Origin of the sequence: Pseudomonas soli, from assembly GCF_900110655.1 — a bacterium.
GTDB classification, from domain to species: domain Bacteria; phylum Pseudomonadota; class Gammaproteobacteria; order Pseudomonadales; family Pseudomonadaceae; genus Aquipseudomonas; species Aquipseudomonas soli.
The window spans coordinates 134,954-155,446 of the sequence record NZ_FOEQ01000011.1 but is presented as its reverse complement, the minus strand read 5'-3'; the positions used below and the strand labels follow the sequence as shown (position 1 = coordinate 155,446).

Here is a 20,493-nt window from a genome sequence, read left to right as displayed (position 1 = left end):
CTGCTTGTTGGTGTCCTGGCGACCGGTCATGTTGCTGTCTTTGTTGGCCATGGTTGCAAAAACCTCGTGTGGCTAAGGGTTGCACGGCGAGGTGCCGTACATGGATTGGGAGTGCGGCGATAAAGAGGGATTCGGATTATTCCGAGCGGATCGGACCGGTGGCGCTAAACAAGCGGCGACGGTGTATTTGGGGCGCAAGCGGATCCCCGCTGGACAGACTTTGCGTTGACCCCCGGCGGATATCTGGCATACTTCGCCGACCTACCGGTCGGTAGGTTATTATTTTGCTCGCACGGACTTTCGCTTATGCCCGCTTCACATTTGCGCTTCGCCGCCTCCCTCGCCCTGATCGGCGCCCTTGGCCCGTCTGCCATCGACATGTACCTGGCCAGCCTGCCGCAGATGGCCCGCGACTTCGCCACCGGCTATACCCAGGTTCAGCTGACGCTGACCGTGTTCCTAATGGCCATGGGCGCCGGGCAGCTGCTGTTCGGGCCACTGGTGGATGCCTGGGGGCGGCGTCGCCCGCTGCTCGCCGGCCTGCTGGTGTTCTGCATCGCCTCCCTGGCCGCTGCGGGCGCACCGTCGCTGGACACGCTGCTGCTGGCGCGCCTGGTGCAGGGCCTGGCCAGCGCGCTGACGCTGGTGGTGATCATGAGCATGGTCCGCGACAGCGCCGATGGCGCACGGGCTGCGCAGATCTTCGCCCTGCTGATGACCATCGAGGGCCTGGCGCCGATCCTCGCCCCGGCCCTGGGCGGGGTAATCGACGCCGCGTACGGCTGGCGGGCAATCATGCTGGTGCTGGCCGGCCTCGGCCTGCTGACCCTGGTCAATTCGGCCATGACCCTCGGTGAGACCCTGCCGCCAGCGCATCGGGTGCGCCTGGCACCGGCCACGGTATGGCGTACCTACGGCCGTATCGCCGCCGACGGCGCGTTCCTGCGCCCGGCCCTGGCCCTGTCGGCGGTGTTCTTCTTCCTGTTCGCCTACATCGCCGGCTCGGCTTATGTGTACCAGCAGCACTTCGGCCTCTCCAGCACGCACTTTGGCCTGCTGTTCGGCGGCTGCGGCGTTGCCATCCTGCTCGGCGCGGCGCTTTCCGGCTATTGCGTCAGCCGGCACGGCGTGGCCCAGGTGGCCTGGTGGGGGGCGCTGTGCATGGGTGCCGGTGCAGCACTGGCGGTGATTGCCGGCCTGTCTGGCGCAGGCCTGCCGCTGCTGCTGGCGGGCGTGGTACTGGCGCTGTTCGGCCTGGGGGTTTGCGAGGCCACCTTGATGGCCCTGGCGATGTCATCGCAGCAGCGCGATGTCGGCTCGACGGCGGCCCTGCTCGGCGCGCTGCAACTGGTGATCTCGTCCAGCGCCACGCCCCTGGCCGGGCACCTGGCCACCCTGGGCCCGCTGGCCTGGGCCTGGTTGCTGGCGGCGGCGGCCGTGGTCATCGTCGGTTTGACCCGCGCCGCCATGGCAAAGACAATCAGCGCCTCATCCTGCAGCGTCAACCCGGAGTGACCGCCTTGAAAGCCCTGACCCCATCCGCCGCGCGCATCTGCGAGCATGCCGTGGAGCATTTCGCCGAGCACGGCTACGACGGCTCGTCGCTGAGCGAGATCGCCGCCCTGGCGGGCATGCGCAAGGCCTCGCTGTACGCGCACTTCGCCAACAAGGACGCGTTGTTCGTCTGCGCCTTCGAACGGGCCCTGGCCGACGAGACCGCCTACGTCGAGGCGGGCTTCGGCCATGAAGCAGCGGGCCGTGAGGCGCCGGGGCACTGGCATCCGCTGCACCTGGCCGAGCGCTACGCGGCCTCGGCCAATCTGCGCTTCGTACTGCGCAGTGCCTTCCTGCCGCCGGTGCCGATCCGCTCGATCGTCACCAGCGGCTTCGAGGCGTACCTGGAGCGGATCCGCCTGGGCTTCTGCCAGGCCCTGGGCGACCGGCATGCCTGGGCCCGCAGTGATGGCAACAAGCTGGAGCTGTATGGCGATGCCTACCTGGGGATCATCGACAGCCTGCATGTGGAGCTGCTGTACGCGCCCCCGGCGGTGTATGCGCGGCGGGCAGCGTCGTTGCTGAAGATTCTCGATGATTCGCTGCAGTTGGCCGGACAGTAGACCATGGGGGCCGCTGTGCGGCCCCATTGATTTCAGGGCCTGACCTTCTTCAGCTCGTTCAACAACCCCATCAACTGCTCCAGCTTGTCCGCGCCGAACTGGCGCTGAATCTCCTGGTAGTTGCGCTCCATCTCCTCGCTCATCGCCAGAAACGCCTGCTGCCCACGCACGGTCAGGCTGATGAAGATGCGCCGCTGGTCTTCCGGCGACTTGCGCCGCGCCACCAGGCCGTCGCGCTCCAGGCGCTTGAGCACGCCGCTCATGCTCGGTTTGAGGATGCAGGCCTGGTCGGCCAACTGGTGGCTTTCCAGCTCGCCCTGCTGGCGCAGGATACGGATCACCCGCCATTGCTGCTCGGTCAGGTCGTGGGCATTCAGGGCCGGGCGAAAGAACGCCATGGTCGCTTCGCGGGCCTGCAGCAGGGTCAAGGTCAGGGAGGGTCTTGGTTGGGTCATCAGGATCAAGGGCTGTTTTATTAAGATATTAATAAAGTGAAATACATTTTCCCCCGGGCTGTCCAGCCCTGTGAAAAGTACCAGCGCTCCTGGCAATCACCCATTCCCGCGTTACCTTCCCCATAGCACGATCTGCAGACAGCCAGCCGCCCGGAGCCCGTCGCCGCATGTCAACGCAACCCCGCCTGGCGCTGGCGATACTCACCCGGCGTCATCTGCGCATGGCGCTGGAAGAAGCGGCTGAAGTACGCCGGGTCCTTGAACCCCAGGCGGTAGCAGATCTCGTTGGCCGAGCCGCCGGTGTACAGCAGCAAGCGCCGCGCCTCCTGCATCAGCCGCTCGAACACCAGGCGCTTGGACGGCAGGTCGGCCATGCGCCGGCATACATCGTTCAGGCGCGCCTCAGTCACGCCCAAGGCTGCCGCGTAGGCCGGCAGGGTCCAGTGGTCGAGGTAGTGACGCTCGATCAATTCGTTGAAACGGTGAAACAGCTGCAGGTCCTCGTGCCGCGCGGGCGTCGCCTCCAGCGAATTGGCGCACAGGCGCAGCAGGCTGATCATCACCAGGCGCGCCAGATCCTGCACCGCAGTGCCCTGCCCGGCCTGGCCATGGCCCAGTTCACCGCCCAACAAGTCGAACAGCTGCTCCAGGCGCCGCACCTCTTCGGCCGCCGCTCCCTGCAGATGACCGAGCGCGACACACGCCGGCTGCAGGCGCGGCGTGAGCGCCAGCCCAGGCTCGGCCTGCAGCAGTTGCCAGACCAGTTGCTGGCGCACGGTCAGCACATGGCCGTCGGCGTCAGGCTCGGTGACGAAGGCATGGGGAATGGTCGGCGGGGTAAGGAAGAACATCGGCCCCGACTCGTGGTAACGCTGCTCGTCCAGATACACCCGCACGCTGCCGGTCTTCACATAGTGCACCTGGAAGAAGCGGTCGTGGCGGTGCACCGGCATGTTGCGGCCGAAGAAACCGGCCAGGTTGCCCAATCGGTCGTAATGCACCTCGCTGTCGCTGTAGCGCTGGTCGTAGACCTGACCGATGTTGATGTTGGGGATCGGCTGTGGTTCTTTCATTGTTGTTCTCGCAGCGGTGAAACGCGCCGGGGGAAATCATCCTAGCACCACCGGCCAGGGGCGAATGCCTTGACGATCGTTAACATATTAAATATAACGTTAACACATTAACAAAAACACCACGAAGCGCCCCGCTCGCTTCGCCCACCGCAGGAGAAATGCATGAGCCGTGCCTTGCACGAGGTCGCCAGCGGCAGCCTGTTCGGCGTCGCCCTGAACTACCAGGGCCTGCTGCAACAGCATCTGGCGTCCTTCCACGAAGCGCCGTACCAGCAGCCGCCGGTCAAACCGGTGTTGTTTATCAAGACGCCCAATACCCGCAATGGGCACGCCCAGCCGGTGACCTACCCATCGGCAGTCCAACGCCTGCAAGCGGGCCCTGCCCTGGGCGTGGTCATTGGTAAAGACGCCAGCCGCGTCAGCCTGGACAACGCGCTGGAGCACGTGGCGGGCTACACCATTGTCAACGAGTTCAGCCTGCCCGAAGACAGCTACTACCGTCCGGCGGTCAAGGCCAAGTGCCGCGACGGCTTCTGCCCGTTCGGCCCGCATCTGGTACCGGCCGCGCAGGTCGGCAACCCCGACGCGCTGGGCATTCGCCTGTGGGTCAACGGTGAGCTGCGCCAGCACAACAACACGGCCAACTGCGTGCGCGGCGTGGCCCGGCTGATCGCCGAGATCAGTGAGTTCATGACCCTGCATGCCGGCGACGTGCTGATCACCGGCACCCCGGAAGGCCGTGTCGATGTGCTGCCCGGCGACCAGGTGACGGTCGAGATCGACGGCTTCGGCCAGCTGACCAACCCCATCGTCGCCGAACAAGGACTCGTCCCATGAAGCACGCCCGTATCCAGTTCGACGGCCAGGTCCACACCGTCACCGTCGAAAACGACCAGCGACTGCGCCTGGCCGATGGCCGTGTAGTCGACGCCGACCAGGTCACCTGGCTGCCGCCGGCTACCGGCAGCATGTTCGCCCTGGGCCTGAACTACGCCGACCATGCCGCCGAGCTGGCCTTCACCCCGCCCACCGAGCCGCTGGCCTTCGTCAAGTCGCCCGGCACCTACACCGGGCACAACCAGGTCAGCTGGCGCCCGGACAACGTCAAGTACATGCACTACGAGTGCGAACTGGTGGCGGTGATCGGCAAGCTGGCGCGCAACGTCAAGCGCGAGGACGCCCTCGACTACCTGGCCGGCTACACGGTGTGCAACGACTACGCCATCCGCGACTACCTGGAGAACTACTACCGCCCCAACCTGCGGGTGAAAAACCGTGACGCCACCACCCCGGTAGGCCCGTGGATCGTCGACGCCGCCGATGTGCCGGATCCGTCGAACCTGACACTGCGTACGTGGATCAACGGCGAGCTGAAACAGCAAGGCACCACGGCCGACATGATCTTCGATATCCCCTACCTGATCGAATACTTCTCCAGCTTCATGACCCTGCAACCCGGCGACATGATCGCCACCGGCACCCCGGAAGGCCTGGCCGACGTGGTCCCGGGCGACGAGGTGGTGGTGGAAGTGGAAGGCGTCGGCCGCCTGGTCAACCGGATCGTCAGCGAAGCCGAGTTCTTCGCCCGCAACGCACAAGAGGCAACAGCATGATCAAGCACTGGATCGATGGCCGCGAAGTCGAGAGCCGCGACACCTTCGTCAACTACAACCCGGCCACCGGCGAGGCCATCTGCGAAGTCGCCAGCGGCGGCGCCGAGGAAGTCGCCCTGGCCGTGGCCGCGGCCAAGCAAGCCTTCCCGAAATGGGCCAATACACCGGCGAAGGAACGCGCGCGCCTGATGCGCCACCTGGGTGAGCTGATCGAGCAGAACGTGCCGCAGCTGGCCGAGCTGGAAACCCTGGACACCGGCCTGCCGATCCACCAGACGCGCAATGTGCTGATTCCCCGCGCTTCGCACAATTTCGACTTCTTCGCCGAGGTGTGCACGCGCATGGACGGCCACAGCTACCCGGTGGACGACCAGATGCTCAACTACACCTTGTACCAGCCGGTAGGCGTGTGCGCACTGGTGTCGCCGTGGAACGTACCGTTCATGACCGCCACCTGGAAGACCGCGCCGTGCCTGGCCCTGGGCAATACCGCGGTGCTGAAGATGAGCGAGCTGTCGCCGCTGACCGCCAATGAGCTGGGGCGCCTGGCGGTCGAGGCCGGCATCCCCAATGGCGTACTCAATGTCATCCAGGGCTACGGCGCCACAGCCGGCGATGCCCTGGTGCGTCACCCGGACGTGCGCGCCATCTCCTTCACCGGTGGCACCGCCACCGGCAGGAAGATCATGCAGACGGCCGGCCTGAAGAAGTACTCGATGGAGCTGGGCGGCAAGTCGCCGGTACTGATCTTCGAGGACGCCGACCTCGAGCGTGCGTTGGATGCCGCCTTGTTCACCATCTTCTCGCTCAACGGCGAGCGCTGCACCGCCGGCAGCCGCATCTTCATCCAGGAGAGCGTGTACCCGCAGTTCGTCGCCGAGTTCGCCGCCCGCGCCAAACGCCTGATCGTCGGTGACCCGACCGACCCGAAGACCCAGGTCGGCTCGATGATCACCCAGCAGCACTACGACAAGGTCACCGGCTATATCCGCATCGGCCTGGAAGAAGGCGCGCGCCTGCTGGCCGGTGGCCTGGAGCGCCCGGCTGGATTGCCGGAGCACCTGGCCAAGGGGCAGTTCATCCAGCCGACGGTGTTCGCCGATGTGAACAACAAGATGCGCATCGCCCAGGAAGAGATCTTCGGCCCGGTGGTGTGCCTGATCCCGTTCAAGGACGAGGCCGAGGCGCTGCAACTGGCCAACGACACCGAGTACGGCCTGGCTTCTTACATCTGGACCCAGGACATCGGCAAGGCCCATCGCCTGGCCCGTGGCATCGAGGCGGGGATGGTGTTCATCAACAGCCAGAACGTGCGCGACCTGCGCCAACCGTTCGGCGGCGTCAAGGGCTCGGGCACCGGCCGCGAAGGCGGGCAATACAGCTTCGAGGTCTTCGCCGAGATCAAGAACGTGTGTATATCCATGGGTAGCCATCACATTCCGCGCTGGGGCGTCTGACGCCATCGCGGGGCAAGCCCGCTCCCACGCAATGTGCCAAATCGGCGTGGGAGCGGGCTTGCCCCGCGATGCGGCCATAACAACAATCACAGGAGATTCCCATGGGCACACTCGCTCTCGCCGCCAAGATCACCCACGTGCCGTCGATGTACCTGTCCGAACTGCCGGGCCCGCGCCAGGGCTTTCGCCAGGCGGCCATCGACGGCCACCTCGAGATCGGCCGGCGCTGCCGCGAACTGGGCGTCGACACCCTCGTCGTGTTCGACACCCACTGGCTGGTCAACGCCAACTACCACATCAACTGCGCCGCGCACTTCGAAGGCCTGTACACCAGCAACGAATTGCCGCACTTCATCGCCAACATGAACTACGGCTTCCCCGGCAACCCCGAGCTGGGACGCATCCTCGCGCAAGAATGCAATCGCCTGGGCGTGGAAACCATGGCCCACGACGCCACCACGCTGGCGCCTGAATACGGCACCCTGGTGCCGATGCGCTACATGAACACCGACCAGCACTTCAAGGTGATCTCGGTCTCGGCGCTGTGCACCTCGCACTACCTCAACGACAGCGCCCGCCTGGGCTGGGCCATGCGCAAGGCGGTCGAGGAGCACTACGACGGCAGCGTGGCGTTCCTGGCCAGCGGCTCGCTGTCCCACCGTTTCGCCCAGAACGGCCAGGCCCCGGAGTTTGCCACCAAGGTCTGGAGCCCGTTCCTGGAAACCCTCGACCACCGCGTGGTGCGCATGTGGCAGGACGGGGACTGGGCCGACTTCTGCGCGATGCTGCCCGAGTACGCGGTCAAGGGCCATGGCGAAGGCTTCATGCACGACACCGCCATGTTGCTCGGCGCGCTTGGCTGGTCGCGATACGACGGCAAGGCCGAGGTGGTGACGCCTTATTTCGGTTCCTCCGGCACCGGCCAGATCAACGCGATTTTCCCGGTCACCCCGCAGGAGGGCAGCACGATCCCCGCCGCCCAGGCCTCGAACCCGGCCGGGGTCACCTCCACAAGCCGCCTGTAAGGAGCACCACCATGCCCCATCTGGTCCTGCTCTACAGCCCGGATATCGAAGCCGACGCCAATATGCCCGGCCTGTGCCGCGCCCTGGCCGACTGCATGCTCGCCCAGCACGACGAACACCATCGCCAGGTGTTCCCCACCGGCGGCACCCGTGTGCTGGCCTACCCCGCAGCCCATGCGGCAATCGCCGATGGCCGCGGCGCCTACGGTTTCGTCTACGCCAACCTGCGCATGGGCGGCGGACGCAGCGCCGCGGTGCACCAGCAGGTCGGTGACGCGCTGCTGGCGGTGTTGCGCCGGCACCTGGATATGCTGCTGGAACGTCGCCCGGTGGGCGTGACCCTGCAGATCGACGAAAGCCAGGCCCAGGTGTACGACGCCAAGCACAGCAGCCTGCACCCTCTGTTCACCCGCCAGCCCTGAGGTCTCCATGCTCGACGCCCGCATCATCCAGCAAGCCGCCGCCCGCCTCGACCAGGCCGAGCGGACCCGCGAACAGGTCGGCCAGTTTTCCCTGGAACACCCCTCGATCGGTATCGAGGACGCATACGCCATCCAGCGTGCCTGGGTGGCACAGAAGATCGAGGACGGCCGCCAACTGGTCGGCCACAAGATCGGCCTGACCTCCCGGGCCATGCAGGTCTCGTCGAACATCAGCGAGCCGGACTACGGCGCACTGCTCGACGACATGCTGTTCGACGAGGGCAGCGACATCCCCTTCGAGCGTTTCATCGTGCCGCGGGTCGAGGTGGAACTGGCGTTCATCCTCGGCAAGCCGCTCAAGGGGCCGAACGTGACCCTGTTCGACGTGCTCGACGCCACCGAGTGGGTGATCCCGGCGCTGGAAATCATCGATGCACGCATCCAACAGGTCGACCCGCTCAGCGGTGCTACCCGCAAGGTGTTCGACACCATCTCCGACAACGCCGCCAACGCTGGCGTGGTAATGGGCGGGCGTGCTGTGCGCCCGGGCGACATCGACCTGCGCAAGGTGCCGGCGGTGCTGTACCGCAACGGTGTGATTGAGGAGTCCGGGGTGTCGGCCGCAGTGCTTAATCACCCGGCCAAAGGTGTGGCCTGGCTGGCCAACAAGCTGGCCGCGCATGACGTGAGCCTGCTGGCCGGGCAGATCATTCTCGGCGGCTCGTTCACCCGCCCGGTGGCAGCTCGCCGCGGCGACACCTTCCACGTCGACTACGATCAACTGGGCTCGATCGCCTGCCGTTTCGTCTGAGGAGCGCCCATGGACATGCCCATCAACACCTTCAAGCAACGCCTGCGCAGCGGCCAGGCGCAGATCGGCCTGTGGCTTGGCCTGGCCGACCCGTATTGCGCGGAGCTGGCGGCCAACGCCGGCTTCGACTGGCTGCTGCTCGACGGCGAGCACGCGCCCAACGACCTGCGCAGCCTGCTCGCCCAGTTGCAGGCCGTGGCACCCTACCCGGCCCAGCCCATCGTGCGCCCGGTGATCGGCGATACCGCGCTGATCAAGCAGTTGCTCGATATCGGCGCACAGACCCTGCTGGTACCCATGGTCGAAAGCGCCGAGCAGGCGCGCCAGCTGGTGCGGGCGATGCGCTACCCGCCCCACGGCGTGCGCGGTGTCGGCAGCGCTTTGGCGCGGGCATCGCGCTGGAACAGCATCCCCGACTACCTGGACCAGGCCGACGACCAGATGTGCCTGCTGGTGCAGGTGGAGAACTGCGAAGGCCTGGCCAACCTCGATGCAATCTGCGCCGTCGAAGGCGTCGATGGCGTGTTCATAGGCCCCGCCGACCTCAGCGCCGCCATGGGCCAACGCGGCAATCCGGGGCATCCCGAGGTGCAGGCGGCCATCGAGGAGGCCATCGTGCGCATCACCCGCGCCGGCAAGGCAGCGGGCATCCTCAGCGCCGATGAGACGCTGGCACGACGCTATATCGAACTGGGCGCGGCGTTCGTCGCGGTCGGCGTCGACACCACCGTGTTGATGCGCGGCTTGCAGGTCCTGGCGGGCACCTTCAAGGAACGGATCGCCGCCATTGCCCAGGGCGGTGTCTACTAGACTGACCTTGTAGCGCTTAAGCTCGATGTTGAGGCGATCAAAGCATTGCTGGCCGGCTCGGCAGCACCATGCTAGCCTCCGCGCGCCCCGCCCTGCGGGGTCGCGACTACGTCGAATCAAGGAGTCAGGCAATGGACCTGCAGTTTCTGGGCACCTCTTCCGGGGTGCCCACCAAGGCCCGCAACGTCAGCGCGACCGCGGTCATCGAAGCCACCGGCAACGGGTGGTACCTGGTCGATTGCGGCGAAGGCACCCAACACCAGCTGCTGCGCAGCCCGCTGTCAGTGCGCGATCTGCGCGCCATCTTCATCACCCATGTGCACGGCGATCACTGCTTCGGCCTGCCGGGGCTGCTGGCCAGCGCCGGTATGTCCGGGCGCAAGGAGCCGTTGCAGCTGGTCATGCCGGCCGACCTGCATCCCTGGGTGCGGCAGAGCCTGGTGGTGAGCGACACCTACCTGCCCTTCGAGTTGCAGATGCAGGCGCTGGAGACCTTCGGTGGCTTGGACCACGGCAATATCCAGGTAGGCGTGGTCGAGCTGTCGCACCGGGTACCCTCCTACGGCTTCGTGTTCGAGGAACGCGATCCGCAACCGCACCTCGACACCGAGCGCCTGCGCGCCGACGGCATCCCGGCCGGGCCGCTGTGGGGGCAGATCGCCCGTGGCCGGACAGTCGAGCACGAAGGTCGCCAGATCGACCCCCAGGCCTATCTGCAACCGACGCGTCCGGCGCAACGGATCATCGTCTGCGGTGACAACGACCGTCCTGAGCTGTTGAGCGAGCTGGCCGCCAACGTGGACGTGCTGGTCCACGAAGCCACCTTCACCCAACCGGTGGTCGAACGCACCCAGGCCAGCTTCGGTCACAGCACCGCCGCTGCGGTGGCGCGCTTCGCCGAAATGGCGGCGGTGAAGAACCTGGTGCTGACGCACTTCAGCGCCCGCTACCAGTCAGGCGGTGGGCGCGGCGGTTCCATCGAGGAGGTACGCGAAGAGGCACTGGCACACTACAAGGGGCACCTGACCCTGGCCCGGGACCTGGCGCGCTTTCGAATTAGCCGTGACGGAGTGCTGGTCGAGGTGGAGTAACGTCGCACCTTGCTGGCATGACAGCCCTCGAGCGATGCCTTCAATGCGCCGGATGCTGCTCCACACTGGCCGCCAGGCAGTAGCGATCGCGCCCCTGCCGCTTGGCCTGGTAGAGCGCCGCGTCCGCCGCCGCCATCAGGTTCTCCGGAGTGACCGTCGCCAACTTCGGCGCACCCACAGCGATGCCGGCGCTGGCCGTGACATGGCCGAACGGACTGCCACCGTGCTCGATGGCCTGCCGGCGCAGCAACTGCAGGATCTCCTGCACGATCTGGCTGGCCCCTGCGGCATCGGTGTCGGGCAGCAACAAGGTGAACTCCTCGCCACCATAACGCACCGCCAGGTCGCCCGGGCGTTTCAGCGCCTGGCGCAACAGCTCGCCGAAGCGGCGCAGGCACTGGTCGCCGGCTGGATGCCCGTAGCGGTCGTTGTAGGCCTTGAAACAGTCCAGGTCGAGCATCACCAGCGCCAACGCGTAGCCCTGGCGCCGCGCCCGACGTATCTCCGGTTCCAGCACCGCATCCAGCCGCCGGCGGTTGCCCAGCCCGGTCAGGCTGTCGGTCAGGGCCAGCGCCTTGAGGGTCTGGTGGGCCTGGTGCAGCGCACGCTCGATGGCGATGCGCTCGCGTAACTGGCGCAGGACGATCCAGCCAAACCCAGCCACGCCGACAAGCAGCAGCACCAGCACGGCCAGCGACTTGAGCATGTCGTGGCGCCACGGCGCGATGATCGACTCGCGCGACAAGCCTGCCTCCACCACCAGTGGATAGCTGCTCAGTGAGCGAAACCCGTACAGGCGCGGCGTGCCATCGACCACCGCCACGGCCTCGGCCACTCCTTCGCTGGCATGGGGCAGGTACTCGCGGAAGATGTCGCTGGCCGCAAGGCTGCGGCCAATCACCTGCTCGACGAACGGCCGACGCACGAGGATGGTGCCGTCGCGCTTGGCCAGCACCAGTGCGCCACGCTCGTCGATCTTGAAGTCGCCGTAGTAGCCCACGAACCAATCGACCTTGATGGTGCCCAGCAATACCCCGGCAAAGCCGCCGTCGGCATTGTCCAGGCGCCGCGAGATGGGGATGATCAGGTCGCCGGTGGAGCGGCTGCGCACCACCGAGCCAATGCGCACCTGGCGGTCGGGATGGGTGCGGTGATAGATGAAATAGTCGCGGTCGGCATTGTTGGCGCCTGCTGGCACATCGTCCTTGTCGGTGACGATCCAGCCACCGTCCGGGCCATAGACGAACAGCCCGTGCAACTGCGGCATGATCTGCGCCTGCTGCTTGAGCAATGCATGCAGGCGCGGGCGGTCGACATGGTCGAAACCATCGCCTTCCAGGCGCTCGGCCAGCGCTGCGGTGATGGCGTCAACCTGGCGGATGGCATCCTCGGCATGCTGGGCAGTTGCGCGGGCCAGGTTGCTGACGGCGTTCTCGGCATTGGCAAACACTTGTCGGTAGTCGCGCCAGATCCGCCAGCCTTCGACCAAGACGAAAGCCAGCATCACCACCGCCATGAAACTGAGCATCAGGCGGAACAGCGACACTGCGCGGCCTTCTCCGGTCACCGGGAAAAGGCCGTCCTCGGTCTGCTTCCTGACTACGCGCATTGAAATCCCTTGTCATCGAGCCTTGGCCGCCAATGACTATAGTTCAGCGCCGCTTGCGTGTGCCGAGACTGATCCACACTGGCGCATGGTCGCTGGCGTGGGCCTCGTTGCGCACCCAGGCGTCGACCCCTGCGTCCTTCAGGTAAGGCGCCAGGGCCGGGTTGAGCAGCAGGTGGTCGATGCGCAGCCCGGCGTTGCGCGGCCAGTGGTTACGGAAATAGTCCCAGAAGGTGTAGACCCGCTCGTGCGGGTACAACTGCCGCAACGCATCGCTCCAGCCCTGCTCCAGCAAACGCTGGTAGCAGGCGCGTGACTCGGGCTGCAGCAGCGCGTCCTTGAGCCACGACTTCGGGTTGTAGATGTCCTGGTCGGTGGGCACCACATTGAAGTCCCCCGCCAGCAACACTGGGTGATCGGCGCCGCGCAGGGTGTCGGCATGGGCGATCAGGCTTTCGAACCAGCGCAGCTTGTAGGCGAACTTCGGGCCCGGTTGCGGGTTGCCATTGGGCAGGTACAGGCAGGCCACCTGAACGCCGTGCACCGCCGCCTCGACATAGCGGCTCTGGCTGTCGTCCTCCATGCCCGGCAAGCCACGGCGCACCTCCAGGGGCTGACTGTCGCGGGCGAGGATGGCGACACCGTTCCATGACGCCTGGCCGAAATGCAGACAGCCGTAGCCGGCAGCCTCGATGGCCTCGCGGGGGAACTGCGCGTCGCTGGCCTTGAGTTCCTGCAGGCAGACGATGTCGGGTTGCTCGCGCGCCAGCCAGGCCAGCAGGTTGTCGAGGCGACTGCGGATGCCGTTGACATTGAACGTGGTGATCTTCAGCGCTTTCATGCGTTGGGGTCGTCCACGCGGGCCTGCACCGCGTCTTGCAGTGCCCCCAGGTGGGCCTGGTCTGCCAGTTCCTTGAGCCTGAGCCAGTCGTCCCAGTCGATCGCGCCATCATCGCGCAGCGCCTCGGCCGTGCGCAGCAGCTCATGGTGATAAGCGTCGGGCGATTCGCGGCGATAGCTGGCATCGTCGTACTGGGCGTACCAGGCCTCGAGTTCGGGAATGCTGCGTTCGATGCTCATGGTCGGGTTCCTCTGCACCTTTGAAGGTGTGAGCCTTGGTGGTCAGCATCGGTTCAAAACGCGCAGAAAAATTAAACCTTTGCCCGCCGCCTGCTCTCAACCGTACGCGACACTGACGTCGCGCCAACGGATAAGGAGTCACACATGAGCAATCTGTTCCTCAAGCGGGTCGGGTTTTCCATGGTGCTGGGCATGGCCTCGCTACAGGCCCTGGCCGCCTCGTCGGATGACTTCGTCGACGCCGCCACCGAAGCCGGCATCGCCGAAGTGGTGACCGGCAAGCTGGCGCTGGACAAGAGCAAGGACCCGCAAATCAAGACCTTCGCCCAGCAGATGGTCACCGACCATACCCAGGCCAACCAGAAGCTCGGCGACATCGCCCGCAAACTGGACATCAGCGTGCCCGATGAAGCGGCGCTGACCGACAAGGTCAAGAAGATGATCCTGGAATGGCGCGACGAGTCGTTCGACCGCTCCTACGTCAACAACCAGGTCGAGGCCCACGAGAAAGCCGTGGAACTGTTCAGGAAAGAGGCCGCCTCGTCCGACAAGGCCGAACTCAAGGCCTTCGCCGGCGAGACCTTGCCCAAGCTCGAAGAGCACCTGAAGCATGCCAAGGAACTGCAGGCCAAGCACGGCCAGTAACCCGCCCCACTGACAAAGCGAGGCTCCCATGAGCAATGATGCACTGCGTTCGGAAGTCCTGACCCGCCTGTTGCACGCCCACCCGCAAGGGTTGGGCAAGGAAGTGCTGGACAACTACCGCGGCGAGAAAGCCGTGGCCGGCATGCTCAAGACCCTGCAGGAGCAAGGCTTGATCCACGATGGCAGCGTGAATGTCGAAGCCGGCCACACGCTCAGCGTCAACTACCCGATCAAGCTGTCGTCCGCCGGTGTCGAGGCCGCCAGACAAGCCGAAAGCTGATACCGCTCCGCCCTGTGGCAATGGCTCGGCCAGCTGCCACGGGGCGCACTAGCGCAGGCCTTCGATGATCGCCTCCATCAACGCCCTTACCCGCCGTGGCTGCACCCGCGTCGGCGGGTAGACGATCTGCAGGGCCACCTGGCCGGCGCTGAAGTCTGCCAGCACTTCGACCAACCGGCCGTTGTCGAGGTCGTCGCGCACATCGCGAAGCGATTTCAGGCACAGCCCGTGTCCGTCCAACGCCCAGCGGCGCACCTGCTCGCCGTTGTTGGCAATCCGCCGTCCGCGCACGCTCACCGGGTAGGCCACGCCGTCCAGGCGAAATGGCCAGACCCGTTCGGCGTGGATGCCGAAGCGCATGACGATGCAATCGTGGCGCGCCAGATCGTCCGGGTGCAGTGGCGTGCCGTGGCGGCGCAGGTAGTCGGGCGCGGCGCACACCACCCGGCGGTTGTCGCCCAGGGACCGTGCGCGCAGGGAACTGTCGGCCAAGGTGCCGTAGCGAATGGCGAAATCGATGCCCTGCCCCACCAGGTCGACGTAGCCATCGGTCAGGTCCAGGTCGATCGAGACTTGCGGATGTTCGGCCAGGAAGCGGTCGAGCAGCGGCACGATGCGGTGCTGGCCGAGGTCCACCGGCGCGCTCAGGCGCACCAGTCCGGAGATCTTCTGCTGGCCGTCCCTGAGACGGCTTTCCAGCTCGTCGGCCTCGGCCAGCAGGCGCCGTGCGCCCTCGGCGAGTTGCCGGCCGGCGTCGGTGAGGCTCAGCGAACGAGTGCTGCGGGTCAGCAGCGCCACCCCGTAGTGCGCCTCCAGCGCCGCCAGGCGCTCGGACACCGTGGCCGGTGACAAGCCGCGCTCGCGGCCCGCCGCCGACAGGCTGCCTTTTTCGATGATGGTCAGGAACAACGCCAGGTTATCCAGCATGCTTTTCGATTTTTCCGAAATATGATTTTGGATTTCGCCCGATTATTGGTGATTTCCTCGCTAATTACACTGCCCGGCATCGACACCCGCACAGGAACAACCCGATGACCAGCAGAAGAGATTTCATGAAAGGCACCCTCGCCGGCGGCATCGCCGTCGCGGCAGGCGCGGTACTGGCGCAAGAGCCGGGCAGCAGCACCGGGGCGCCGCCCGATAGCGCCGGTGGCAAAGGGTTCTGGCCCAATGGCGCGCAACTGGTGATTTCCGTGTCGTTGCAATTCGAGTCCGGTGGCCAGCCGGAACACGCCGAAAGCCCCTTCCCGCCTCTGGATTCACGCTACCCCGACACCATCGCCCCCAGCTGGTACCGCTACGGCCCGCTGGAAGGCGTGCCGCGCCTGCTCGCGCTGTTCGACCGGCACGGCATCAAGGTCACCTCGCACATGGTCGGCAAGGCTGTGGAGGCTTACCCGGAGCTGGCGGCCGAGGTGGTCAGGCGCGGCCACGAAGCCGCCGGCCATGGCCTGCACTGGGCGCCGCAGTACAGCTTGACGCCTGCAGAGGAGCGTCGCCAGTACGAGCAGGCCAGCGCCATCATCGAACGCGTCACCGGCCAACGCCCGGTAGGTTTCAACGCGTTCTGGATGCGTCATTCCCGCGAGACCCTGAACATCCTCCAGGACCTCGGCTTTCTCTACCACATCGACGACCTGGCCCGCGACGAACCCTCGATCACCCCGGTGCGCGGCAAGCCGTTCGCGGTGGTGCCCTACACCCTGCGCAACAACGACATCGGCCGCATCGCCGGGTCCACGGCGATGACCGGCGCCGCGCTGTTGCAGGAGCTCAAGGACGAGTTCGACGTGCTCTATGCCGAAGGCCGCCAACGGCGCCGGTTGATGTCGCTGTCGGCGCATGACCGCATCGGCGGCACGCCTACCGTCGTGCGCGCGCTGGATCAGTTCTTCGCCTATGCCCGCGGCCATGCCGGCGTATCGTTCATGCGCAAGGACGAGATTGCCCGTTGGGCCCTGACCCAGGCCGATACACCTGTCAATCCGCCACGTGTGTTCGATTGACCGAACGGGGACGCTTCGCGCCCTTTCGCCGGCAAGCCGGCGATGAGGCCAGTCCTGGTAACCCTGGATCAAGACCAGCCCGTGTGTTCAGCGCCCCACCAACCCCGCCTGGCGCATGAACGCAAGGTTGTCCTCCAGATGCCAGTCCTCGGCGATCCGGCCCTCGGCGACACGGTAGATATCCATGGCGATGAAATCGATGGCCTGGCCCTGCCCCTGGTGCTCGCCCAGCTTGCCGCTGAAGTGCCCGGTGAAACGCAGCGCCGCGGTGACCCGGTCGCCTGCGACGATCATCTGCAGGACCTCGCAGCGCAGGTCCGGCACCGCTGCGCGGAATGCCCTGGAAGCGCTCAATGGCCCTTCCACGCCCTGTGGTCGTCCCGGCGGCAGGGTGTTGTCGCGAAAGTCGCTGGCCAGCGCGGCGCGGGCCATGGCCTCGTCGCCGGTGTTCCAGAAGGTGTCGTAGCGGCGGGCGGCGAGGATCTGCTGCTCCAGCTGGGCCTTGGGCAGGCTCTGGTCCACGACCGGGGTGGCCGGAGCCACCAGCTCGCCGGCATTGCCCGGATTGGCCGCCGCGCTCAGCAGCAGCAGGGTGATCCAGCGGCCAGCACGCAGCGCCGAAGCCTTGGGTTCGGTGTTCATCTCAATTTCCTTCAGTGCATTCAACGGGAGGGTATGGCGCGGCCGCGAACCATGGATAAAAGCCTAACCAGTCCCGCCCAGGCGCTCAAGAAGGCACTTTTCACTCACCTGATTACCTCGGAGTAACCCATGGCCCATTACCGCGAATGCCCCGCCTACGACGTATTCGCCCCGAACTGCCCGGCCCGCCTGGTGCTCGAGCGCCTCGCCGACAAGTGGGTGCTGTTGCTCATCGACCGCCTCAGCGCCGGTGAGCGGGTGCGTTTCAACCAGCTGCGCCGGGATATGGCCGGCGTCTCGCAGAAGGTGCTGTCGCAAACCCTGAAGCGGCTCGAACGCGACGGCCTGGTGGAGCGCCAGGTGTATCCGACCGTGCCGCCCACAGTCGAATACGCCCTCACCGAGCTGGGCGCGACACTGGGCGGCACGGTGGAGCGCCTGGCGCAGTGGGCGGAGTCGAACATGCCGGCAATTCTGCTGGCGCGCCAGCTATACGACCAATACAGCGAATGATTCAGCGCTCTTTTTCGACATCCCTCGGTGGCTTTGCCGGCCCCTGGGGATCAACCTGCGGGTCATCGACATCCGGCGAGTCCGGGTCGAAGCCGAGGTCATCGGGTTCGGTGGCCTGCTCGGATGAGTGCGGGCCCTGCTTGGCCGGCGAATGGCGTGGATCTGACATGGTGATTTCTCCTGGTTGTGTTAATGGGAGATACCGCCACGGCTGCAAAGTTTGATTGCTTTGAATGCCGACTGCAGGGAGCATCCGCGGACCATATGCCCCGTAGGTCGCTACTGCTGCTGGTACTGACTCAGGTACTTGTCCAACACCGCCTTGTCCCCCACTCCATCCCCGGCCACCTGCCACAGCCGCCGCTCGATGCCCTGCGCCAGCAGGTGGCCCACCGCGGCTTCGATGGCCGACAGCACGCACAGTTGCGCCGGTTCGTTGGTGGTGTAGCCGACCTCGGCCTCGAGCAGCTTCTTGAACTCGATGAACTTGAACACCCCGGCGTTCTGCCCGACCGAGTAGATGGTCTTGCTGGTCATCACGTTGGCCAGCACCTGCCCGGTGCGTACGTCCACCGCCCGCAGGTTGACCGTGACCTGGTCGACCCGGTACTCGCGGGACAGGCCGATGCCCAGGTAGCGGGCGCCCTCGCCGCCGCTGCGCACGTTGGTGTCGTAGGCGATGATGCCACCTTCGAGCATCAGGTTGGCCGCCTGCAACGGCGGCAGTTCGCCCTGGATGTTCTCGGCGACGTCAGGCTTCTTCTGCGAGGCGCGGATGATCTTGCGCTCGGTCAGCAGGTTCTGCAGGCCTTCGCGCTCGAGCACCACGAACCAGCCACTGGCGCTGAGGGCGTCCATCAGCATGCTCGCCGCCCCCTGGGTGACGCTGGTTGAGAACGAGCTGGCCGGGGTCGGCTTGTACTGCCCGGTCTGGTCGCGGAAGCCGTATACCACCGCCATCAGCCGACCACGTGGCCGCGGCATGTTGACCAGGTCGTAGTAGGTCGAGGCCCGCGGCGTCAGCGTCGGGGTCTCGGAGTCTTGCTCCGCGGGCATCGGCTCGCGCAGGCCGCAGCCTTGCAGGCCAGCCAGGGCGGTGAGGATCAGCAGTGTGCTCAGCAGGCGTTTCATGGCGTTCTCTCCCCAGTAAAGACCCGTCCCTCTCAGGGGTTCAGGCCGCTGACCTCGATGATCGAGACTTCCCCGGTCGCCCGGTCGGTGACCTTGATGCTCAGCGCCCCGGAATCGTCGATCACGTCGATCAGGAAGGCGTCGGTGGACATGCTGCCGGTGTTGCCGTTGCTGATGTTGTCCAGCAACTGCCCGAGCAGGCGCGACTCGAGCTGGTTGCTGAAGCGCTCCAGGGCCGAGGTGCCGGCGAATGCCGAACTGCGGTCCTTGAGGTCGGGGTCGTCGTAGTCGTTCTGCGCCTGGGCGTTGTTCAGCAGCCAGGCGCCATTGATCGGGTTGCCGCCGAAGGACGGGTTGACCGGGGTGTACACCAGCTCCGTGGCCAGGGCCTGGCCACCGAGGCCGGCGGCCAGCAGGCAGGCGGCGATGCGTCGTGCAAGGTGGTTGCTCATAGCTCGTCCCTCTCCAGATCGGTTGTGTCCTGCAGCAGCCGTTGCAATTTGCGCTGGATGATCTGCTGGCGGACCAGGTCGGCGGCCGCGATGGCCTCGTCGTTGAGTTGCGTGGTGTTGGGCGGCAGGAAGCGCCGGTACAGCACCTCGCGTTCGTACTCCACCGTCACCAGGCTGCCCCAGCGGGCATCCGGGCGTTCGCGCACCACCAGGTTGAAATCCAGCCGGCTGGTGGCGCGCAGCCGGTCGCTGAAGGCGTGATAGAAGTCGTGGCCGATGTGCGAGATGGTGTTGTCGACGATGAAGCCCATCATCTCGTCCTCGGCCCCGGCCTGCGCCTGGCCATGCAACAGGGCCAGGCACAGGCACACCCACGCGGCCAAGCGTTTCATGGCGCCTCTCCCAGGCCGGCGTGTGGACGGGCGCCTGCGGCGCTTTCGGCGAAGGCCTGCTCGGCGACGAACTGCCAGTCGCTGTAGTGCTCCAGCCCCTCGAAGGCACTCCACTGAGCGTCGAAACCGCTGCGCTTGAGCGGTGCGGCGTCGGAGCGGCTGTACACCCCGGTGATGCGGCCATCGACCGCGCGCAGCAGGCCCCATTCCTCGCCGCCGCCGACAGGGTCCGGGTAGAGCCGGCGCAGGTGGCGCTGCGGCGACGGGAAACGGTTGTCTTCCACCAGTTCCCCAAGGTCCTGCGGGTACTGGGCCAGGCCCGGCGAGGCGCGGTAGTAGCTGCGCAGCGCCTGGGCGTACTGGCCGCCCACCCACAGCAGCTGGCGCTCGCGCTCGCGCTGCAGGCTGGTGGCCCACAGGGTGCCGGTGGCCGCCAGGGCCACGCTGCTGACGGCGATCAGCAGCAGCACGCCCAGGTAGGTGAAGCCGGCTTCACCATTCGGCATAGAGGCTGCCATCGCGCGCCCTCCCGGTTGCTCCGCTCTTGATGTCGGCCACCGCGCCGGCCACGCCCTCGGGCGGCGGCACCAGCTGCCAGGCATCGCGCCGCTCGGTGATCGGATCGACCGGGGTGTTGCGCAGGTAGCGCTGCTCCACCAACTGGTCGATCGAATCGGGGTAGTGCCCGGTGTCGCCGTAGTAGTGATCCAGGGCCTCGCGCAGCACCGCCAGGCTCTGGCGCAAGGTGGCCTCGCGGGAGGCCTCCAGGCTGTTGAAGTAGCGCGGCATGGCGATGGTCATCAGGGTGGCGATGATCGCCATCACCACCAGCAATTCGATGAGGGTGAAGCCTCTGCTCGCTTTCATCGCCG

Annotated in this window: 27 protein-coding genes; 14 read left to right on the top strand and 13 right to left on the bottom strand. The window is 66.2% G+C overall.

Going from position 1 to position 20,493, the window contains the following annotated elements; genetic code table 11:
• The first annotated feature begins 306 nt into the window (after positions 1 to 306).
• Positions 307 to 1,515, top strand: a complete 1,209-nt coding sequence (locus tag BMY03_RS21110; RefSeq protein WP_094012195.1) for a multidrug effflux MFS transporter — start codon at positions 307 to 309, stop codon at positions 1,513 to 1,515.
• Positions 1,516 to 1,520: 5 nt separating this feature from the next.
• On the top strand, positions 1,521 to 2,117 hold the full coding sequence (locus tag BMY03_RS21105) for a TetR/AcrR family transcriptional regulator (RefSeq protein ID WP_104443898.1): 597 nt from the start codon (positions 1,521 to 1,523) through the stop codon (positions 2,115 to 2,117).
• A gap of 32 nt (positions 2,118 to 2,149) precedes the next feature.
• Here the strand turns inward: BMY03_RS21105 and hpaR are convergent, their stop codons facing one another.
• On the bottom strand, positions 2,150 to 2,572 hold the full coding sequence (gene hpaR / locus BMY03_RS21100) for a homoprotocatechuate degradation operon regulator HpaR (RefSeq protein ID WP_023632900.1): 423 nt from the start codon (positions 2,570 to 2,572) through the stop codon (positions 2,150 to 2,152).
• Between the two features lie 170 nt (positions 2,573 to 2,742).
• Positions 2,743 to 3,645, bottom strand: a complete 903-nt coding sequence (gene hpaA, locus BMY03_RS21095; RefSeq protein WP_038706110.1) for a 4-hydroxyphenylacetate catabolism regulatory protein HpaA — start codon at positions 3,643 to 3,645, stop codon at positions 2,743 to 2,745.
• A 162-nt stretch (positions 3,646 to 3,807) separates the two neighbouring features.
• On the opposite strand from hpaA, the gene BMY03_RS21090 reads away from it, so the two are divergent.
• The 8 genes from BMY03_RS21090 (at position 3,808) to BMY03_RS21055 (ending at position 10,874) form a co-directional block, all read left to right on the top strand.
• Complete coding sequence (locus BMY03_RS21090) at positions 3,808 to 4,482, top strand: fumarylacetoacetate hydrolase family protein (protein WP_023631998.1); 675 nt, start codon at positions 3,808 to 3,810, stop codon at positions 4,480 to 4,482.
• Complete coding sequence (locus BMY03_RS21085; RefSeq protein ID WP_094012193.1) at positions 4,479 to 5,258, top strand: fumarylacetoacetate hydrolase family protein; 780 nt, start codon at positions 4,479 to 4,481, stop codon at positions 5,256 to 5,258. The genes BMY03_RS21090 and BMY03_RS21085 overlap by 4 nt, the downstream gene beginning before the upstream one ends.
• Positions 5,255 to 6,715, top strand: coding sequence for a 5-carboxymethyl-2-hydroxymuconate semialdehyde dehydrogenase (gene hpaE, locus BMY03_RS21080; RefSeq protein WP_094012192.1), 1,461 nt, complete (start codon positions 5,255 to 5,257; stop codon positions 6,713 to 6,715). The genes BMY03_RS21085 and hpaE overlap by 4 nt, the downstream gene beginning before the upstream one ends.
• Before the next feature lie 101 nt (positions 6,716 to 6,816).
• Positions 6,817 to 7,740, top strand: coding sequence for a 3,4-dihydroxyphenylacetate 2,3-dioxygenase (gene hpaD / locus BMY03_RS21075; protein WP_094012191.1), 924 nt, complete (start codon positions 6,817 to 6,819; stop codon positions 7,738 to 7,740).
• An 11-nt stretch (positions 7,741 to 7,751) separates the two neighbouring features.
• Positions 7,752 to 8,162: a 5-carboxymethyl-2-hydroxymuconate Delta-isomerase gene (locus BMY03_RS21070; RefSeq protein WP_094012190.1), complete on the top strand. Its 411-nt coding sequence runs from the start codon at positions 7,752 to 7,754 to the stop codon at positions 8,160 to 8,162.
• A gap of 7 nt (positions 8,163 to 8,169) precedes the next feature.
• Positions 8,170 to 8,973 carry a 2-oxo-hept-4-ene-1,7-dioate hydratase gene (gene hpaH / locus BMY03_RS21065; RefSeq protein ID WP_094012189.1) on the top strand — a complete coding sequence of 268 codons (804 nt, stop codon included), beginning with the start codon at positions 8,170 to 8,172 and terminating at the stop codon, positions 8,971 to 8,973.
• A 9-nt stretch (positions 8,974 to 8,982) separates the two neighbouring features.
• A complete protein-coding gene (hpaI, locus tag BMY03_RS21060; RefSeq protein ID WP_038706108.1) occupies positions 8,983 to 9,783 on the top strand; it encodes a 4-hydroxy-2-oxoheptanedioate aldolase in 801 nt (266 codons plus the stop codon).
• 131 nt (positions 9,784 to 9,914) lie between these two features.
• The gene (locus BMY03_RS21055) at positions 9,915 to 10,874 is read left to right on the top strand and encodes a ribonuclease Z (RefSeq protein ID WP_038706107.1); all 960 of its coding nucleotides are present in this window, start codon (positions 9,915 to 9,917) and stop codon (positions 10,872 to 10,874) included.
• Positions 10,875 to 10,914: 40 nt separating this feature from the next.
• Here the strand turns inward: BMY03_RS21055 and BMY03_RS21050 are convergent, their stop codons facing one another.
• From BMY03_RS21050 to BMY03_RS21040, 3 genes are read right to left on the bottom strand one after another with little or no spacing between them, the layout of a single operon-like run.
• Positions 10,915 to 12,483, bottom strand: coding sequence for a sensor domain-containing diguanylate cyclase (locus BMY03_RS21050; RefSeq protein ID WP_038706106.1), 1,569 nt, complete (start codon positions 12,481 to 12,483; stop codon positions 10,915 to 10,917).
• A 43-nt stretch (positions 12,484 to 12,526) separates the two neighbouring features.
• Positions 12,527 to 13,321: an exodeoxyribonuclease III gene (gene xth, locus BMY03_RS21045; protein ID WP_023631359.1), complete on the bottom strand. Its 795-nt coding sequence runs from the start codon at positions 13,319 to 13,321 to the stop codon at positions 12,527 to 12,529.
• Complete coding sequence (locus tag BMY03_RS21040; RefSeq protein WP_094012188.1) at positions 13,318 to 13,560, bottom strand: hypothetical protein; 243 nt, start codon at positions 13,558 to 13,560, stop codon at positions 13,318 to 13,320. The genes xth and BMY03_RS21040 overlap by 4 nt, the downstream gene beginning before the upstream one ends.
• 144 nt (positions 13,561 to 13,704) lie before the next feature.
• On the opposite strand from BMY03_RS21040, the gene BMY03_RS21035 reads away from it, so the two are divergent.
• Together BMY03_RS21035 and BMY03_RS21030 are read left to right on the top strand one after the other, a co-directional pair.
• On the top strand, positions 13,705 to 14,205 hold the full coding sequence (locus tag BMY03_RS21035; protein ID WP_094012187.1) for a DUF4142 domain-containing protein: 501 nt from the start codon (positions 13,705 to 13,707) through the stop codon (positions 14,203 to 14,205).
• Positions 14,206 to 14,233: 28 nt separating this feature from the next.
• Positions 14,234 to 14,485 carry a hypothetical protein gene (locus BMY03_RS21030; protein WP_023631356.1) on the top strand — a complete coding sequence of 84 codons (252 nt, stop codon included), beginning with the start codon at positions 14,234 to 14,236 and terminating at the stop codon, positions 14,483 to 14,485.
• A gap of 48 nt (positions 14,486 to 14,533) precedes the next feature.
• On the opposite strand, the gene BMY03_RS21025 is transcribed toward BMY03_RS21030, so the two are convergent.
• Complete coding sequence (locus tag BMY03_RS21025) at positions 14,534 to 15,412, bottom strand: LysR family transcriptional regulator (RefSeq protein WP_094012186.1); 879 nt, start codon at positions 15,410 to 15,412, stop codon at positions 14,534 to 14,536.
• Positions 15,413 to 15,537: 125 nt separating this feature from the next.
• Here BMY03_RS21025 and BMY03_RS21020 point away from each other — a divergent pair, with 125 nt between their 5' ends.
• A complete protein-coding gene (locus tag BMY03_RS21020; RefSeq protein WP_244891348.1) occupies positions 15,538 to 16,491 on the top strand; it encodes a polysaccharide deacetylase family protein in 954 nt (317 codons plus the stop codon).
• Positions 16,492 to 16,578: 87 nt separating this feature from the next.
• Here BMY03_RS21020 and BMY03_RS21015 read toward each other — a convergent pair whose 3' ends face one another.
• On the bottom strand, positions 16,579 to 17,133 hold the full coding sequence (locus BMY03_RS21015; protein ID WP_094012184.1) for an ester cyclase: 555 nt from the start codon (positions 17,131 to 17,133) through the stop codon (positions 16,579 to 16,581).
• A gap of 129 nt (positions 17,134 to 17,262) precedes the next feature.
• Between BMY03_RS21015 and BMY03_RS21010 the strand changes: the two genes are divergently transcribed.
• Entirely contained in the window at positions 17,263 to 17,646 is a 384-nt protein-coding gene (locus BMY03_RS21010) for a winged helix-turn-helix transcriptional regulator (RefSeq protein WP_094012183.1), read from the top strand.
• Between the two features lies 1 nt (position 17,647).
• Here BMY03_RS21010 and BMY03_RS26425 read toward each other — a convergent pair whose 3' ends face one another.
• From BMY03_RS26425 to BMY03_RS20985, 6 genes are all read right to left on the bottom strand, one after another.
• Complete coding sequence (locus tag BMY03_RS26425; protein ID WP_177182940.1) at positions 17,648 to 17,815, bottom strand: DUF6021 family protein; 168 nt, start codon at positions 17,813 to 17,815, stop codon at positions 17,648 to 17,650.
• Positions 17,816 to 17,925: 110 nt separating this feature from the next.
• Positions 17,926 to 18,777, bottom strand: coding sequence for a CsgG/HfaB family protein (locus BMY03_RS21005; RefSeq protein ID WP_023632252.1), 852 nt, complete (start codon positions 18,775 to 18,777; stop codon positions 17,926 to 17,928).
• Between the two features lie 32 nt (positions 18,778 to 18,809).
• Positions 18,810 to 19,229, bottom strand: coding sequence for a curli assembly protein CsgF (locus tag BMY03_RS21000; protein ID WP_023632251.1), 420 nt, complete (start codon positions 19,227 to 19,229; stop codon positions 18,810 to 18,812).
• Positions 19,226 to 19,621 carry a curli production assembly/transport protein CsgE gene (gene csgE, locus BMY03_RS20995; RefSeq protein WP_038706102.1) on the bottom strand — a complete coding sequence of 132 codons (396 nt, stop codon included), beginning with the start codon at positions 19,619 to 19,621 and terminating at the stop codon, positions 19,226 to 19,228. Before csgE ends, BMY03_RS21000 begins: the two co-directional genes overlap by 4 nt.
• On the bottom strand, positions 19,618 to 20,139 hold the full coding sequence (locus BMY03_RS20990; protein ID WP_038706101.1) for a type II secretion system protein: 522 nt from the start codon (positions 20,137 to 20,139) through the stop codon (positions 19,618 to 19,620). The genes csgE and BMY03_RS20990 overlap by 4 nt, the downstream gene beginning before the upstream one ends.
• Entirely contained in the window at positions 20,114 to 20,488 is a 375-nt protein-coding gene (locus tag BMY03_RS20985) for a type II secretion system protein (RefSeq protein ID WP_038706100.1), read from the bottom strand. The genes BMY03_RS20990 and BMY03_RS20985 overlap by 26 nt, the downstream gene beginning before the upstream one ends.
• Between the last annotated feature and the right edge of the window lie 5 nt (positions 20,489 to 20,493).